The organism is Terrabacter carboxydivorans, assembly GCF_039532035.1.
GTDB classification, from domain to species: domain Bacteria; phylum Actinomycetota; class Actinomycetes; order Actinomycetales; family Dermatophilaceae; genus Terrabacter; species Terrabacter carboxydivorans.
On the sequence record NZ_BAAARE010000009.1, the window covers coordinates 214,434 to 229,906 of the forward strand.

Here is a 15,473-nt window from a genome sequence, read left to right on the forward strand (position 1 = left end):
CTCACGCAACCGGTCCTCGACCCGAGTGAGCTCGGCGAGCAGCTCCCGGATGCTCAGGTCCGTCACGGGACGGTGGTCTTCGGTGAACACGTCGACCATGTACCCCGTCCAGCCCTCCTGAGACGCTCGGGCGCCCACCCTCCGTGGTGAGGAACGCACCGGCAGGCTGGGGGCTGCCAGGACGGAGCGGGCCCGGACGTGACATCGGACAGGAGACCACCCCTCGTTTCGCGTCCCCGCTGGTCGAGCTGCGGCGGCCTACGGCGGAGGGGGCTCACCACGATGGCGGCCAGGAGCCGACGGCTTCGGAAGACCCAGCAGGGCCGCGACGACCCGCAGCCGATCGTCCGTCTTCCGAGAACCACCTGCTAGTTCCGGAACTGCCACATCCGAACCCCGGACGGTGAGGACAACCATGGAGAAGAGACCGGACTCGCCGTACCAGTTCGGCATGCCCGAGTAGCCCGCCGTCCTGACCAGACTGACGTCGCTCCTGGGCCAAGAGGTGCTACGCAGCCAACTGCGCCGCGTAACACGATCGCTCCTGATGACGAGACCCACGAAAGGGGCTCGGCACAGGAGCCCGAGGAGGGCCGCCACCATCACCCAGAACATCCAGTCGGAGTCACGGGGAACGTTCGGCGCGGGGTCCGTGAAACCCATCATCGCAATGAGCAGAAAGAGGCTCCAGATCCCCGACCAGAGGGCCGCGTAGCCGACGGAGCGCACCCTCCCAGTTCGCCTCACGGACACATCCTGCCAGCACCAGGAGGCGCCTTCCGTCGCCACGCGAGGCACTCACTGCGCCAAGCACTTCGAGGTCGCCTCAGCCTTGTTCAGACCCGAGTGCCAGCGCGAGAACCAGTGAATGACATAGGCAGCTGCCTCGCCCACATGGCCGCTTGCGTCGTGAGGAACCCACTCGACGGCCGCGGACGGATCACGGGAACTGGGCCAGCCAGTCCTCGACAGCGGGTACCCGCTGCACCAGCGGATGGAAGTAGAAGACGCTCTCGTGATGGATCTCGCCAAGCAGCACGACATGGTCGAGTTCGCCACGGCTGGCGCGGGTGAGAGCAGCGCCGAGCTCGACGAACATGCCTCTGCCGTCGTGTTCCGAGGCCACGACGAGAACGGCATCAGCCTCGAGCACCGCAGCCAGCTCCTCTTGAGCCATCCGGGCTGAGCGCTCCGCCTGGCTGGCATAGTCCTGGGCGAAGGCCACATCTGCGCTCCAGTCGAGGGTGAGCTCGTGGCCCGCGGCCACGACGGCATTCTGGACCTCCTGGACGGTCGTCGCGTCACTCACCGGACCAGACACGTAGATCTTCACTCCCGCAGAGTTGCACCCACCCACGACAGCCATCCATGACTGCGACGGGTAGGCCCGATACGACATCGGATGAGGCTTTGCCTGAGGACGAACGTCGGCAGTCGCCGCGGAGCGTTCTGGCGAGCCTGACCGCCGACCCCGGGAGAGTCGACCGGATCCGCCGCGCTGAGGACGGCTACCCGTGGGTTGCGGTCGCGTCACGATTGCGGTGACCGCCGCCACGAGGCGTCCTTCCCGCAGGATGCTCGCTGCACACGACGTGATGAGACAGGGGTCCGACGATGCGACCGACAAGAGCGCTGGTCGGGATCACCGTGTGCGGCCTCGCTCTGACCCTCGCGGGTTGTTCGTCCGAGCAGCCGTCGCCAACGCCGCCGGCAGGTGGAGGCACGCCGGTGGACCTCTACACCCACTGCGGTATTCGTTACCTGCAGGTCGGGGTCGACTGGTTCGAGCGAGTGGGCGGACCGTTGGTCAAGGATGGCAACCCGCCGACCGGCTGGGGCAACCCGAGTCAGCCCGGCCGGGTGACCGTCGCTGATGACGTGGCCACCTTCACCGATGACGCCGGCCACGAGGAGTCGTTCACGAAGCTCGCCAAGCCGCCGTCATCTGCAACCAACTGCGCCTAGACGTTCGGGGCCGCCAATGTAGCGGTGAGTACCTCAACAGCGCCGGGAGCGAACGGAAGCCAACGGCGGGACACCCAGCATCCTCGTTTGCCGCGAAGGCTCGTCGAGCCGTGCGCCCGAGTCATCGGTTCGGCTCTGTCGGCCGCACTGTCGGGCATCATGAACCGCATGAACCCCCAGTCCGGTCCTGGCGCCACCGGGGCGAGTGCTGCCGCGCCGCCCATCGTGACGCCGTCCGTGCTGGCAGTGCAGTGGTCCCGACGGGCGTGGAAGGCGGGCAGGCATCTTCTCTGGACCCTCTGGGCGACGTCGATGGCCTCGTGGCCGACCAAGCTCACCCTCGAGCATCCCCTCCTGCGACTGGTCCTGGCCGTCGCCGCCGCGGCATACCTGGTGGTCGCAGTAGGCGAGCTCCGCGTACGGGTGCTGCTCAACGACGACGGCCTCGTCATCGTCGGACCCCTCCGCCGCACCCGCATCCCGTGGACGGACGTGTCCGAGGTCCGAGTGCGTGGTCTCACGATGGGCCGCGGCTGGGTCGAGGTCGTGAGAGGCAACTCGCGCGAGGTCGCCCTGCCGACACCGGTCGAGACATACCCGCTGCTGAAGGACCGCTGGGAAAGAGCCACAGCCATCGGCGCTGCCGGACATCCAGCGTTGAACGCGCGTCCTTGACGGGCGTCCACACCCATGAGCCGGCCCGTGATGGTGCGCATCCCGTCGGGGAGGTAGCTCAGTCGAACGTCCGCTCCTGCCGCGCGTCGGACAGCAGCACGTCCGACCGCCGCTCGGAGATGGCGAGCAGTCAGTGCTGGCGCATGGGAACCAAGAGGTCACGCGTGGCGCCGTCAGCCAGTAGTCGGTCGCGCACTGACCTGAGCTGCTCCGGCGTCAGGTCGAACACGCACACAGACCCCTCGTCGTCGACGCCGAAGACGACGCATCTGTCGATGCGGCTGAAGCCGGTTGAGCCGACCGTCAGCGGCAGAAGTGGCAGCACGAGCGGGAGTAGATCATCGTCCCGACCTGGCAGAAGATGAGCCGACGTGTCCAACCTCTTGCTCAGGAAATGCCGTCTGCGGCGGTGCTCAAGCGCCGCCGGGTGCGCTTCGTAGTCGACCTGCGCTTCCAACCCAGCCAGGTCAATGTCGAAGAACTCCAGTTCGTCCCACAGTTCCAGCAGAACGCACTTGCTGGCTGAGGCAATTTCCCGCGGGGTTGCATCCCCGCGAATCGTGAAGGACCGACGCTCTCGCACGAGCGCATCGTTGCACCGTTGACTCTGCCTATGGCTCCCGTCCCGCACTTACGTCAGTCCGCGGCGTCGCGCAGCCTTTTCAAGCCGCGGACGTGGTCGCCGGCGCGTTCATGGGGGCTCTGCCTCACCACGACACCAACGCAAGGGCCCCCAGCGGCTTGCTGGTCGCTGTGGCCAGGACAACGGTGTTGCTGCCGTGGGCCATGCCGGCACCAACGAGTCCACCGGGTTCCACGTGTTGCGCGAGCACGGCTCCTGACCTTGGGTCGACCAGGATGAACCCGTCCCGGGTGCTGACGACCACGCGCTCCTCACGATCGACGCCGAGTACCTCCACGGCGTTCGCGGGCACGGGTAGGCTGCCGTGCGGCCCGATACCGGTCAGCTGGAGGGTGTGAACGTTCACGCTCACGAGCTCGCGCGGCACGACGGTGGATCCCACCGTGGTGCCGGCTCCATGACCCAGAACGACCGGCACCCCCGGTTGAGGAGCCTCTCCCGGCGCGAGGACACGGATCGGTGTGATCTCACCCGCGAGGTAGAAGAGCGTCTCCCCGACCAAGCGCTCGCCCTTGCCACAGGGGATCGTGTGACGCCGCGCGACCTTCAACCGGACCGGGTCGACGTCGTACACCTTCCCCTCGCGTGGGGCGAAGACGCGCATCAGCTCCTCCGCCTGTGTGAGCGAGGTGCTGCCCTTGGGCAGCCGGAGCCGACCCACCGGTGCTGCTGACGCCTTCGAGAGCAGCACCACGTTGCTGGACAAGTCCGTCCCGACGGCGAGATGGGTAGCCCCAAGGCTGAAGAGGCGGTTGGGATAGCGACCGACTCCGGTGCGCACGACGTCGTGGACGGCCGAAGGGTCCTCGGGGTCGACGCGGCCGACGCCGTGCAGGCCCAGGACCCACCACCGGGGGTCCTCGCCGGCCTCGGGAAAGTGGACGCAGCGCAGCGGTCCTGGCATCCCCGTGCCGGAGCCGAGCTCACCACTGGCGAGGTCCAGGCGAGCCCATGGGGTTCGAGACGCAGCGCTGGGCAGGGTGAACAGGACCTCGGTTGTCCCCGGTCGTCCAACGATGGCGGTGCCGTACGACCAGTGCGCAGCGCCGCCCCTGACCGGAACCTGAACCGTCGTGCGAGCCAGTGCTGGCATGCGCTGCGGAGCGGTCATATCCGGACTATCCCAGTTCGGCCGCGCCCCGGGGCAATAGTCGTTTGCTGAAAACCCCGCCAGGTCCGGGCATGTCGATACGCACGCAGCCGTCCAGGTCCACCCGACGTGAACCACTGGATGAATGGGCTGAGCTGCCTACCGATCCTCTCAACCGGACCCGCAATCCTCATTCAGCCGGGACCCGCGGCACCTGCTCATGCCAGCCCCTGCCGGTGACGCTGCCGGACCGCAGCACTGCGTCCGGTGCGGACGGCGCCGGCCACAGGTGCAGCAGCCCCTGCTCGACGACCGGCTCCTCGGGTTCCCGGACGTTCGCCTCACGCCCCCTGTCCATTCCGGAGATGCTGTAGCGCACCCTCAGGTCCGCCACGAGTGGCAGCAACACCGGGTAGACGTCCTGGAAGGTCCACACACGCAAATCGGCCGACGCCGGGGTGAAGCTGGCCTCGACCACGTCCTGGAACTCATCGCCCGGTGGCGGCGGCTCGGTGTCTGACCACTGCACCCGCAGCGGGGCGGTCCCGGTGTGCAACCCCATCAGCAGGAGCAGCCACCCCGGCACGGCGCCGCCGAGGATCCCGTTCGACTGACCATGCACGGACGTGTGCCAGTCGGGAGGACCACCTCGCGGTGCGCCACCAGAAGCCGGGTCGCACGAGCCGATGTTCGCGAACCCGTAGTGCACCTCGATCTCTCCGTCGAAGAGCGTCAGCACTTGCCCTCCCCGTTTCATCGTCGCTGCGCCCATCGTGCCCGCACGACGCACCTGCAACGCAGGAACGCTCTCCCCTCGTGAGCCTGGAGGTGCTCTCGAGCGACCCTGCGCACGGCGGTGCGACCGCTGACGCGGCTGTGGGCGCGGTCCACCATGATGGCGGGATGCGAAGAATGTCGGTGGAATCCTGGCCCGGGGCGGCCAAGAAGGCTCACTGTGCGGCACAGGGCCAGCGCACCCCCGATGACCGCACCCGTTGGTTCGACTGACGGTGCCACGACGTCCGCAACCCCGAGCCCGCAGCCGCTGGGCGTCGGCCGCCGTACTCGTCCTTCCCCTCGCCCTTCTCGGCACGGCGTGGTTCGCCGGCTACCGGCCCGGCAGTGTCGTCGATGCACCGCCGTCGAGGTCTCTCGTCAACATCGTCGACACCACTGCGCTCACCACTCCCGCCCCGACTCGAAACGAGGCTGCGGCAACGCGCGCGGGCCGCGACGCACAGACCCAGGGCCTGATGGTGGCAGCCGACCCGGCGTGGTTGACGCGCACCGCCAAGCGCACCGGCATACCGCCCGTGGCGCTACGTGCCTACGGCAGGGCGTCGATCCTCGAGGCCACGGCTCGCCCCGGGTGCCACGTGGGCTGGGCGACGCTGGCAGCCATCGGTGAGGTGGAGTCCGCCCACGGGAGGATCGGTGGAGCTCGTCTGCTGGCGGACGGGCGCACCTCCCGGCCGATCGTCGGCCCTGCGCTCGACGGCGAAGGCGGGATGGCCGCGATCCGGCCCGACCCGGACGGAGCGCGCCTGCACGGCGACAACACTTGGGAACATGCCGTCGGCCCGATGCAGTTCCTTCCCGGCTCATGGCGCACCTTCGGCGCCGACGCAGACGGGGACGGGGACGCCAACCCCTCTGACATCGACGACGCCGCATGGGGGACGGCACGACACCTGTGCTCAGGCGGACTCGACCTTCGAGACGGCCTCGGCTGGACGCGAGCCGTACTGCGATACAACGCTTCTGACGCGTACGTCCGTAAGGTGTACGAGGTCGCCGAGGCCTACGCCCGGTCGGCCGCGAAGGGCTGATTGTCGAGCAGCCGGAGAGAGACACGCATGGCAGATGAAGCACCTACAGGCGGCACACCCACCCGCTTCACGATCCGGCCGGACGACTACCACGTCCCGTACGCCGGTACGGCTCAGGACGGGCGCAAGTTCTTCCTCAGCGATGAGCTGTTCGCCTATGACGGCCGCGCTTGGGTCGGCCTCTTCCTGTGGAAGCCGGACGGGGTCTTCGACGAGGTCCGGGTCAGCCGCATCGCCAGAGGCGTCGGGGTCCCGCCAGGACAGGCCACCCCCGGCAACGGAGACGGCACGCTGCAGGCTCATCTGGCCCTGCTCGGCGCCTACACGCTGGAGCCGATCACGGTGCAACCATTCACGGAGACCGTCGACGGGGCCGAGTTCGGTTGGAAGGTCAACCACTGCGACGGCATGTACACGATCAACATCGAGCCCGGCGACTTCATCTGCTACTACGAGCCGTGGGACGGCTACGAGTACGACACCTGATGGGGCTCTCGACCCGACCCGAACCTGGCGCTCCCCCGTCGTGGTCGCCCGAGCGACAGGCGAACCCGCGGTCCCGCGCCCTCCAGTCGCCGGCTGAAACGTCCGCTCGTGCCGCGCTGCCAGCGCCACCGCGTCTACCGCACCACGGCGATCGTGCATGGCACGATCAGGCATGCGCAAGCGCAAACAGCCCGGGGCAACGTTCGCTGACCTGGTCAAAGAGCCGACGTGGTCACAGAGCGACGCGTCCCGCTCGGGCCAGCACGCGCCCAGGCCCGGACGCTTCAACGGGGCGGGTGAGTTCTTCGACCTGAGCGGCAGCCAGTTGGAGCTGGTGGTGGGGAACGTCCCCGCAGAGGAGGCGCAGCGTCTGCTCGAGGCTGGCGCCGCGCTCGTCTCCGAGTCCTGCGGCTGCGGCGGCAGCTACGGCGACTGCACACCGGTGTGGGCCACGGACAAACAGCTTCACGAGCTACGTTCCGGTCCGCCTCCTCAGCTCACCGACCGCCACAGTGCTCCGACGTGGCTCGATGCCTGGGCCGGCGAGCGTGGCTCGGTCGTGTTCGCGCACGGTGACATCTCGTGGGGCAACGTTCTCGACTAGCCGCGCACCCTCATGCCGTCGACGGCGTAGCGCCCGGTGCCACCGATGTCGCGCCCGGGCACGTGCCACGACGGGCGCGCGCACCGTTGGAAGGCGGGGCCGCGCTTCCCAGTCTCGTCGGGGACACTGGTGGGATGCAGACCGTAGCTTCGACAAGGAGCCTGCCGTGACCGAGGGAACCGTCCGCTGGTTCGACACCGACCGGGGTTTTGGCTTCATCGCCCTCGGGCCGGAGGAAGAGGACCTCTACGTTCATGCGTCCGAGATCCTCAGCAACGACGCGATGAAGCTGCTCCGGGAGGGGCAGGTGGTCGAGTTCGAGATCGGTGAGGGGGACCGTGGTCCGCAGGCACGCCGCGTCCGGGTCACGGCCGACCGGGCCGCGGATACACCCCTGGGCGTGCTCGGCACCGTCTCCTGGTACGAGCCTGCCAAGGGGTACGGCTTCGTCACGCCCGACGGCGGTGGTGCCGAGGTCTTCGTGCACAGCTCGGCCATCGTGGGTGGCGGCGTCGTCTCGGAGGGGCAGCGGGTCGCGTTCCTCGTCGTCGACGGGGAGAAGGGACCGCAGGCTGACCACCTGATCCCCCTGGGGGCTCAGGCCGCCGAACAGTTCGTGGCATCCGACGGGGCGGACGGCACCGTGTCCTGGTACGACCCGGACAAGGGCTTCGGGTTCATCACTCCCGAGTCGGGCGGCCCCGATGTCTTCGTCCACGTCCGGGAGCTCGCCGACGGGCTCCCCGACCTGGTCGAGGGCGACCGGGTGATGTACGACGTCGTCGTGAGCGAGAAGGGTCCGCAGGCTCGCGACGTGCGCCTCGCGCGCAGCCCGGCACCCTGGCGCGCGCCCGCGCGACCGGGAACCCGTGCCCGGTCGGGACACCGGGAGGCACCGGCCGTCCCTGCTCGCGGGGGCGAGGGAGTGGTCGCGCGCTACGACGCGGAGCGAGGGTTCGGCTTCATCGCTCCGGATGCGGGAGGTGCGGACCTGTTCGTGCACGTGTCGGTCCTGAGAGGCGCCGACGAGCTGCGCCAGGGCGATCTGGTTCGGTACCAGGTGCGACAGAGCGACAGAGGACCACAGGCGGACCGGGTGGAACTGGTCTGAGCGGCAGGACAGTTCGGCCGGACTGACGCTCAGCCGTGCCCCGACCCTGTCGGCCGCCCGTGACGATCGTCCGGCGAGGTCCGAAGACGCGGACGAGGTCCGGCAGACCGCCGCGTAGGGCGACAGGCTCTGATGGCACCCTCGCCTTCGCATCGGCGAAGGCGACCGTCAGGCCGACGCACCGAGTCGGTGTCGCACCACCCTCCGGCGCAGGGTGGGCGAGCCTTCGACCTCGTAGCCGGCGTCGAGGAAGACCTGGAGCAGCCCGACCGACGCCTCGTCCCAGATCACCGTCTTCCCTGGCGGCGGCTCGGTCGGATAACCCTCGAGGACGCGCGCGCCGACCTGTCTGCCGTACTCGACGGTCGCTGCGGCGAGCTCGTACATCAGGCCCTGTCGACGGAAGCCCTTGCGCACGACGAAACAGGTCACCGACCACACCCCTTCGAGGTCGGGGTTCATCCGCATCCACGACTTCTGGCGGGCCCAGATCCGCGGGTAGTTCTCCCTCGGCTCGACGGCGACCCAGCCTGCCGGCTCGCCGTCGACGTACCCGACGAGGCCGGAGGTGGGCCCCGGCGTGCCGCAGCCGGCCTGCTCCAGGAGCGCGACGTCGCGCTGCTCCTGGGTCGTGTCGCGCCAGATCCAGCCCGGGACCTTGAGCGCTTGGCAGCGGCACCTGCCGGCGCCGCCGGTGTCGAACACCGCCTCGAGGTCCTGGCTCGTCGCATCGTTGGCCGGTCTCCAGCTGAACTCGGGCACACCGCGAGAGTAGTTGCCGCTCTCCACCGGCGACGGCTCCCGTCTCCAGCATCTACGGAGGGTCTCTGCTTCTCGCGCGCCGTGTCCGGGGCCGATCTCAGCGAGCCCTGCGGGCCCTCGAGATGCGAACAGCCCCTGACCGGCGTCTCCGCTGGTCAGGGGCTGATCTGTGCTGGTGGGCGATACTGGGTTTGAACCAGTGACCTCTTCCGTGTCAAGCCGAAAACGCAAGGGCGCGGCGCGTGGAACCATGCTCAGGACATCCATGAGTGTCCACCGGTGTCGGGCCGCAGGCGGGGCCGTTGTCACTCACTTAGTCACTCAGCGTTGAGACTCTGGGGGGCGCCCCGACGGTTCACCGCGACCCACCTCCCCGCAAGGGACTGGCGCGACCACGCCCACCACGCACGCACAAGCACCCGCGCACCGTCACTCATCCTCGCCTGACTCGACCAGCCGGACGCGTCAACACCAAACTGAATCGCCCCGGGAAGTCCGGAGACTTACGGGTGTGAGAGCTCCAGCTCCTGCTGGCCCTCGTTTTGAGCGTAGTAGGCGGCTTCGAGCTCGGCTGGCGGGACGTCGCCGCAGTAGGCGTAGAGGCGGCGGTGGTTGAACCAGTCCACCCATTCGGCGGTCGCGTACTCGACGTGGTCGACGGTGCGCCACGGACCCCGACGCTTGATCAGCTCGGTCTTGTACAAGCCGTTGACAGTCTCGGCCAAGGCGTTGTCGTAGGAGTCACCGGTGGTGCCCACAGAGGCCGCGATACCTGCTTCGGCGAGGCGTTCGGTGTACCGGGTCGAGGTGTACTGCGATCCCCGGTCCGTGTGCGCCACAACGGCTTCCATCCTCGATCCAGCCCGCTGTCTGGTCCACACAGCCTGCTCGAGAGCGTCCAGGACCAGCTGCGTGCTCATCGATGTGCCGGTGCGCCAGCCCAGGATCCGACGTGCGAACGCGTCGATGACGAACGCGACGTACACCCACCCGCTCCAGCTCGACACGTAGGTGATGTCGGCGACCCAGAGCCGGTCCGGGGCGGCCGGGTTGAAGTCGCGCCCGACCAAGTCCCTGGCCCGTTCGGCGGTCGGGTCGGCGATCGTGGTGCGCTTGACCTTCCCGCGGACCGCGCCGGCCAGGCCGTCCTGGCGCATCAGCCGCTCGACCGTGCAGCGGGCCACCGGGATGCCTTCGCGGTTCAGCGTCAGCCACACCTTCCGCGCCCCATACGCGCCGTAGTTGCTGGCGTGGACGCGGCGGATCTCGTTCAGCAGCAGTGCATCCCGGTGCTCCCGGGCGGTCGCCTTACGGTTGACGTGGGCGTAGTACGTCGACGGGGCGATCGGCAGCCCGTGCTCGCTCAGCACCGTGCAGATCGGCTCGACACCCCAGCGCAGCCCACCGTCCTCGCGGTGGCCGGCGTGCTCGCGGATGAACTCCACGATCACCGGGAGGGCCGGTCGAGCTCGGCCGCGAAGAAAGCCGAGGCCGAACGCAGGATCGCGTTCGCCCGGCGCAGCTCAGCCACCTCACGCTTGAGCCGCTTCACCTCGGCCGACTCCTCGCTCGTGACGCCCACACGGGCGCCCTGATCGACCTGGGCCTGGCGCACCCACTTGCGGACCGTCTCTGCCGTGCTGACCCCCAGCAGCTGCGCGACCTGACCCATCGCTTCCCAGTCCGTGGCGTGATCGGCACGGATCTCCTCAAACATCCGCACCGCCCGAGCCTTCAGCTCAGGCGGGTACCTCCTGGACGTGTTCCCCGGCATGACTCCAACCTTCCCAAGGTTTGAAGCCTCCCGACATCCCGGGGCGATTCAGCCCCGCCGGCACAAGCTCGGCCTGGCGCAAACTCGGGCCGCCGGCACCCAGGGTGAGTAGCGAGGTGTCCTTGCGACTAGTCACACGCGTCCCCCTTGTTGTGCTCGAGTGGCTTCTCGAGCGAATGCCTAAAGAGCCTACGGAGCAAGCACGCCGACCCCTCTGCCAACGGCGAAGGTGGCTACAGGCGACGCCCGGATCTGCCGCTGTCGGCACGGGAAAGTCGCCGCACATCGCGACCCAGTTACTACTTGGCCGGCCGGAGGCTCCAGCGGCTGGCGTCGTCGAATCGTCCGGTCCGGACGTCCGCCAGGAGCTGCTCCACTCGGTACTTCGGATCGACCCCCGCCGGAAGGAGTTCCTTGTAGATGACCTGACGTCCCAGGTTGAGAGTGCCCTTGGGCATGAGCAGGACACCCACCTTGTATCTGTCCTGCCGGTCTTGCCACGCGAAGAGGGCGAAGGCCAAGGGCATCAGCAGAAGTGTCTCGATCCCGCCGCCGGAGGAGCTACCACGCAGCGATGATCCACGCTTGATGGAGCGGACTTGATAGCGACGACCGTTCCGTTCCACGCTGATCTGGTGTCTCATCTGCTCCGCCCCGCTCCAGGGGAGCTCGTTGGGTCCCGCCTTTGAATCCGTGCCAACGCATTCTGTAGGCAGCCGACCGGTCCGTCCAGACACACAACGCTGCCAGTCCTCGGACGACGTCCGATCATCAGCGTGAGGTGTTTAGCGTCAAGGGCTGGACGGGTGCCGGCGTCTCGTCGTGGGTCCCTGCATAGCTAATCGAGGTCGTGCTCGGCAGCGTGTGATCGGGTTGTGTCGACGACGGGACGGGGCGGCCTGTGATGAGCGACGAGATACCCCAGGGGTTCTCAATGCCGCGGAAGGCTCACCCCGCCCCAGCTCATGGTGGTCAACGCCTCGTGCTGGCGGCTTTGGTCGTGATGCTCTTGGTGCTGGATCTCGTTATGCAGCAGTGGTGCTCGGGGTCTCCTTCCACCTAGTGGTGCCGTGGCCCGCAATGACCGGGTCCCACGCCCGCTGCTGGACCACGACGGCGTACAGCTGACGCAAGATCGCAGCGGCCACCGCGGTCTGCGCCTGGGTCGGGGTCAGCCGGTTGTTCTCGCGGCTGGTCAGGTGGCGGTAGCGGGCGGCGTACACCCGGTTGGTCTGCAGGCACCCCCACACCGCCCACCAGGCCGCGACCCGCAGCTGTGGTCGTCCGGCGCCGATGACCCGAGCCCGGCCCGTGAAGGTACCGGACTTACGCTCCCGCGGCGCGAGGCCGGCGTGCTTGACCACGGCCCGGGCGGAGGTGAACCGGGTCAGGTCGCCGGTCTGGGCCAGGATCGCGGCGGCCCCGACCGGGGACAGCCCGTCGATGCTCGTCACCAGCGCGGTCAGGTCGGGCTCGTCGAGCACGTCGACCATCCGGGCCTCGATGTCGGTGAGTTTGGATCGGGAGTCATCCCAGTCCGTCAGGGTCAACTCGAGCCGCTCGAACACCGCCGGCCGGTGCGCCAGCACGCCCGCACCGTCGGTCAGCGCCGCGAACAGGCTGCGGACGACCCGCAGGCATGGCCGGACCCCGCCCCGACGGAGCACCTCGACGTGGACGGCACGCTCGAACCGGGCCAGCCCGAGCCGACGGGTCCGGTCCAGGTCGCCGGCGTCGTGGCCTAGCCCGCGCCCCATGACGACGGCCAGCGCGGCGACCCACGTCGCCGAGCGGAACGGGTGCTTCGCGGTCTCGAGCACTGCCGGCCACACGCATTCGAGCAGGTCACGGATCGTCTGCACCGCTGCGACGTGCTCCGCGATGAGCTCCTCACGGCGGGCGCCGAGGTGCCGCAACCGAGCCCAGGCCGCGTGGGACTCGTCGACCGGCTCGGGCAGGTAGCAGCGCAGCTGTGCGGTCAGCCGGGCGATGAGGACGGCGTCCTTCTCGTCGGTCTTGTCCGTCGTGAGGTCCTCGGTCTTACGCACCCACGAAGACAGCGCCGGCTGCACGCACACGAACGCCATCCCGCGCTCGGTCGCGAGCTGCGCCAGGACCATCCACCGGTGCCCGGTCGGCTCGCACGCCACCGTCACCCCAGCGAACCCTGCCCGCGACGCGCGGTCCGCGGCCCAGTCCAGCGCTGAGCCGAGGTCCCACGCCTTGCACCGGAACGTCCGGCGCGCCAGAACCTTCGAGTCGTGGTCGGTCACGACCAGCATCTACTTGCGGTCGGCCAGGTCGATCCCGACGATCGCGTTCGTGGGACGGACCGCGGCCCGCAGCCGCGACAACCTCGCGTTCCGGTTCCGATCCCCGCGGGAAATGCCACTACCGTTGTTCATGAACGTCCTCCTTCTTGCGTGTGGGACACCAAGCCCGACAAGCGCATCAGGAGGACGTTCGCCACGCCAGACCCACCGCGCAGAACGCCTTTCTCTGCCGCGATGCGTCGGTGCTGCCGATGAGCGCTCAACGTCCGTGGACGCATCGAGCGTGCGCGTGGGCCTATGGTTTGCGAACCAGCAGCTGCGAATCAGGTGGCTGGCCCTTGATGCGCGCAGTCGCAGTTGTAGGTTTACCATCGCTCACCTGTTCGGCGTGCGCCAGCGGCATTGACGTCGTTCAGGACCGAGCCCCGCGCGAGGTCAAGACGCAGAAGGGCACCGGAAGTACATCACTGAGTTGGCGCTGGGGAGACTCCGTGGCGCATCGGGCATCGGTGGCACCCAAAACGAGCGCGGCTGGAGGTCGCTGGCGCGCGTAAAGTGCCCTGCATCCTGCGCCACCCTGCGTGGGTCCCGGTCTAGCTCCAGTCCGGTGGCGTCTCGAAGAGCCCGCCCCAGCCGCTCGCGCCTGCTGACGGTGGCCCGCTGGGCGGCCTTGGCGCCGAGAACAGATACTCATCGAACCGATCCCCTTCCGCCGAGAGCGCGATCCCGAGGGTCCAGCCGGAGGCTGTCGTCCGCCAGTACATGACCTCCTGACCCTCCTGGCTGACCCACTGTTGGATCGCGTGGGCCGCCGGAAGACCCTTCCTGGTGAAGTCGCTCGTCTGGTAGACGCCGCCGACGAGGTCGGGGCGGAAGCGCCCTCGCTGCCGGTGCCAGCCCATCGCGCTGGCCCAGAGCGTTCGGAGCGCGTCACGTGTCTCCGAGAACTCACGGTTGTCGAGGTGACGGCCCCGGCCGTCCAGGGCCTGACTTCCGGCCGCCGCCGCCTGACGCTCGGCCTTGCGGGCTCGAACGACGGCGAGGGCCTTCGGCTGCGCCCATTCCACAAGAGCCGCAAAGACGGACCATGTCTTGGCAGAGTTCACGCGGGTGTCGTAGGCCAACTCTCGGCCGTGTAGAACCCCGTGCCGGGAGAGGCTCCCGCGCGTCTGCGTCTCCTTGACGCCCGTGCCGTAGATCTTCTGCAGCGCGGCGAGGCATGCCTCGAGCCCGACGAGCCGTTGCGGGTCAACAAGATCGGCCTTCTCGCGCGTCATCGTAAAGAACTTGCTCCCACCCGTAACGTCGATGACGATCCCCTCCATGTGGGCCTGGAGCAGGGGCACGGAGGCGTCGTACCTGCCGGCAAGGTGATGGTCGCGGGCCAGGCCGACGAGACGGGCGCGCTCGTGGAAGAGGCGGTGCAGCTCGGGGTCAGTCGCCCCCAAGACGCCCACTTGGGCGCAGACGCGCGATAGCCGTGCGGCGCCGTCGTCCCCGTCCCACTCGTCCGCCAGCAGGTCATCGGCCTCGCCCTCGCGACCGGCCTCGGCTGCCTCGACAGCCTGGCGGAGGACGGTCACGCTCATCGGCGTGACGGCCCAGCCCCTCGGTCCGAGCACCCGAATCGCGGCCTCGATGTCCTCGACGAGGATCCGGTATTCTGCACTCAGCGCCGCGAGTTGGTCCCACGAGTCCGACACATCCGCGCCGAGACGACGTAAGAACTCCGGCAGGCCCTGCCCGCCGTCGACGGCGAGGTCGACGAAGGCGCGGTCCTGCTCGTCGGGCATGACCGTGCGCCATATCTGCTCGCGGATGCGCTCTCCGTCGGTCGCCATGCGGCAAATCGTCGCACCCAACAGCCGCAGTAGGCGGGAGCGGCCGTCCGTGTCCGTCTCACGAACCGCGCCATACCAAGCGCCTCACGGCGTCGGTTCGGCCGTGGCGCCGCCCGGGCGCGTCACTTGGTCCGCGTCTGCTCGTCCTCCTGCAGAACCCTCCCTCGACCGCGCAATCTTCGTCAACGAGCCCGAGCCGCTACCGATTGCCGTGGAGCTCTGCTCTGCGCCATGGGTCACCGCCGACCTGGCGCAGCACATCTGGGTGGCTCGACGCTAGGGCTGTCATCCGATCATCAGCGTGAGGTGTTTAGCGTCAAGGGCTGGGCGGGTGCCGGTGTCTCGTCGTCGGTCCCTGCATAGCTAATCGAGGTCGTGCTCGGCAGCGTGTGATCGGGTTGTGTCGACGACGGGACGGGG

The 15,473-nt window shown here is 68.6% G+C and carries 15 protein-coding genes; 6 read left to right on the plus strand and 9 right to left on the minus strand.

Annotation, left to right across the window (positions count from 1 at the left end):
• Window positions 1-940: 940 nt before the first annotated feature.
• Window positions 941-1,333, minus strand: coding sequence for a hypothetical protein (locus ABD297_RS11900; protein ID WP_344255143.1), 393 nt, complete (start codon window positions 1,331-1,333; stop codon window positions 941-943).
• Between the two features lie 395 nt (window positions 1,334-1,728).
• Between ABD297_RS11900 and ABD297_RS11905 the strand changes: the two genes are divergently transcribed.
• Together ABD297_RS11905 and ABD297_RS11910 are read left to right on the plus strand one after the other, a co-directional pair.
• On the plus strand, window positions 1,729-1,965 hold the full coding sequence (locus tag ABD297_RS11905) for a hypothetical protein (protein WP_344255144.1): 237 nt from the start codon (window positions 1,729-1,731) through the stop codon (window positions 1,963-1,965).
• Between the two features lie 168 nt (window positions 1,966-2,133).
• The gene (locus ABD297_RS11910) at window positions 2,134-2,640 is read left to right on the plus strand and encodes a PH domain-containing protein (RefSeq protein WP_344255145.1); all 507 of its coding nucleotides are present in this window, start codon (window positions 2,134-2,136) and stop codon (window positions 2,638-2,640) included.
• A gap of 130 nt (window positions 2,641-2,770) precedes the next feature.
• Here the strand turns inward: ABD297_RS11910 and ABD297_RS11915 are convergent, their stop codons facing one another.
• The 3 genes from ABD297_RS11915 to ABD297_RS11925 all read right to left on the minus strand — a co-directional run bounded on the left by ABD297_RS11915 (window position 2,771) and on the right by ABD297_RS11925 (window position 5,112).
• Entirely contained in the window at window positions 2,771-3,223 is a 453-nt protein-coding gene (locus ABD297_RS11915; RefSeq protein WP_344255146.1) for a hypothetical protein, read from the minus strand.
• A 124-nt stretch (window positions 3,224-3,347) separates the two neighbouring features.
• On the minus strand, window positions 3,348-4,064 hold the full coding sequence (locus ABD297_RS11920) for a hypothetical protein (protein ID WP_344255147.1): 717 nt from the start codon (window positions 4,062-4,064) through the stop codon (window positions 3,348-3,350).
• 499 nt (window positions 4,065-4,563) lie between these two features.
• Window positions 4,564-5,112 carry a hypothetical protein gene (locus ABD297_RS11925; protein WP_344255148.1) on the minus strand — a complete coding sequence of 183 codons (549 nt, stop codon included), beginning with the start codon at window positions 5,110-5,112 and terminating at the stop codon, window positions 4,564-4,566.
• Between the two features lie 271 nt (window positions 5,113-5,383).
• On the opposite strand from ABD297_RS11925, the gene ABD297_RS11930 reads away from it, so the two are divergent.
• The 4 genes from ABD297_RS11930 to ABD297_RS11945 all read left to right on the plus strand — a co-directional run bounded on the left by ABD297_RS11930 (window position 5,384) and on the right by ABD297_RS11945 (window position 8,403).
• A complete protein-coding gene (locus ABD297_RS11930) occupies window positions 5,384-6,202 on the plus strand; it encodes a lytic murein transglycosylase (protein WP_344255149.1) in 819 nt (272 codons plus the stop codon).
• Window positions 6,203-6,229: 27 nt separating this feature from the next.
• Window positions 6,230-6,688, plus strand: coding sequence for a hypothetical protein (locus tag ABD297_RS11935; RefSeq protein WP_344255150.1), 459 nt, complete (start codon window positions 6,230-6,232; stop codon window positions 6,686-6,688).
• Window positions 6,689-6,860: 172 nt separating this feature from the next.
• The gene (locus ABD297_RS11940) at window positions 6,861-7,292 is read left to right on the plus strand and encodes a hypothetical protein (RefSeq protein WP_344255152.1); all 432 of its coding nucleotides are present in this window, start codon (window positions 6,861-6,863) and stop codon (window positions 7,290-7,292) included.
• 166 nt (window positions 7,293-7,458) lie between these two features.
• Window positions 7,459-8,403 carry a cold-shock protein gene (locus ABD297_RS11945; RefSeq protein WP_344255153.1) on the plus strand — a complete coding sequence of 315 codons (945 nt, stop codon included), beginning with the start codon at window positions 7,459-7,461 and terminating at the stop codon, window positions 8,401-8,403.
• Window positions 8,404-8,571: 168 nt separating this feature from the next.
• Here the strand turns inward: ABD297_RS11945 and ABD297_RS11950 are convergent, their stop codons facing one another.
• The 5 genes from ABD297_RS11950 to ABD297_RS11970 form a co-directional block, all read right to left on the minus strand.
• Window positions 8,572-9,165, minus strand: coding sequence for a GNAT family N-acetyltransferase (locus ABD297_RS11950; protein WP_344255154.1), 594 nt, complete (start codon window positions 9,163-9,165; stop codon window positions 8,572-8,574).
• Between the two features lie 503 nt (window positions 9,166-9,668).
• Window positions 9,669-10,939 (minus strand): IS3 family transposase gene (locus tag ABD297_RS11955; protein ID WP_344255155.1). Its coding sequence is split into 2 segments (ribosomal slippage): window positions 9,669-10,651 and window positions 10,651-10,939, totalling 1,272 coding nucleotides; the frame shifts between segments, so codons are not numbered across the junction.
• A gap of 299 nt (window positions 10,940-11,238) precedes the next feature.
• Complete coding sequence (locus ABD297_RS11960) at window positions 11,239-11,583, minus strand: hypothetical protein (RefSeq protein ID WP_344255156.1); 345 nt, start codon at window positions 11,581-11,583, stop codon at window positions 11,239-11,241.
• Between the two features lie 381 nt (window positions 11,584-11,964).
• Complete coding sequence (locus ABD297_RS11965; RefSeq protein ID WP_344255157.1) at window positions 11,965-13,212, minus strand: IS110 family RNA-guided transposase; 1,248 nt, start codon at window positions 13,210-13,212, stop codon at window positions 11,965-11,967.
• Window positions 13,213-13,805: 593 nt separating this feature from the next.
• Window positions 13,806-15,053, minus strand: coding sequence for a hypothetical protein (locus ABD297_RS11970; protein ID WP_344255158.1), 1,248 nt, complete (start codon window positions 15,051-15,053; stop codon window positions 13,806-13,808).
• Window positions 15,054-15,473 lie beyond the last annotated feature (420 nt).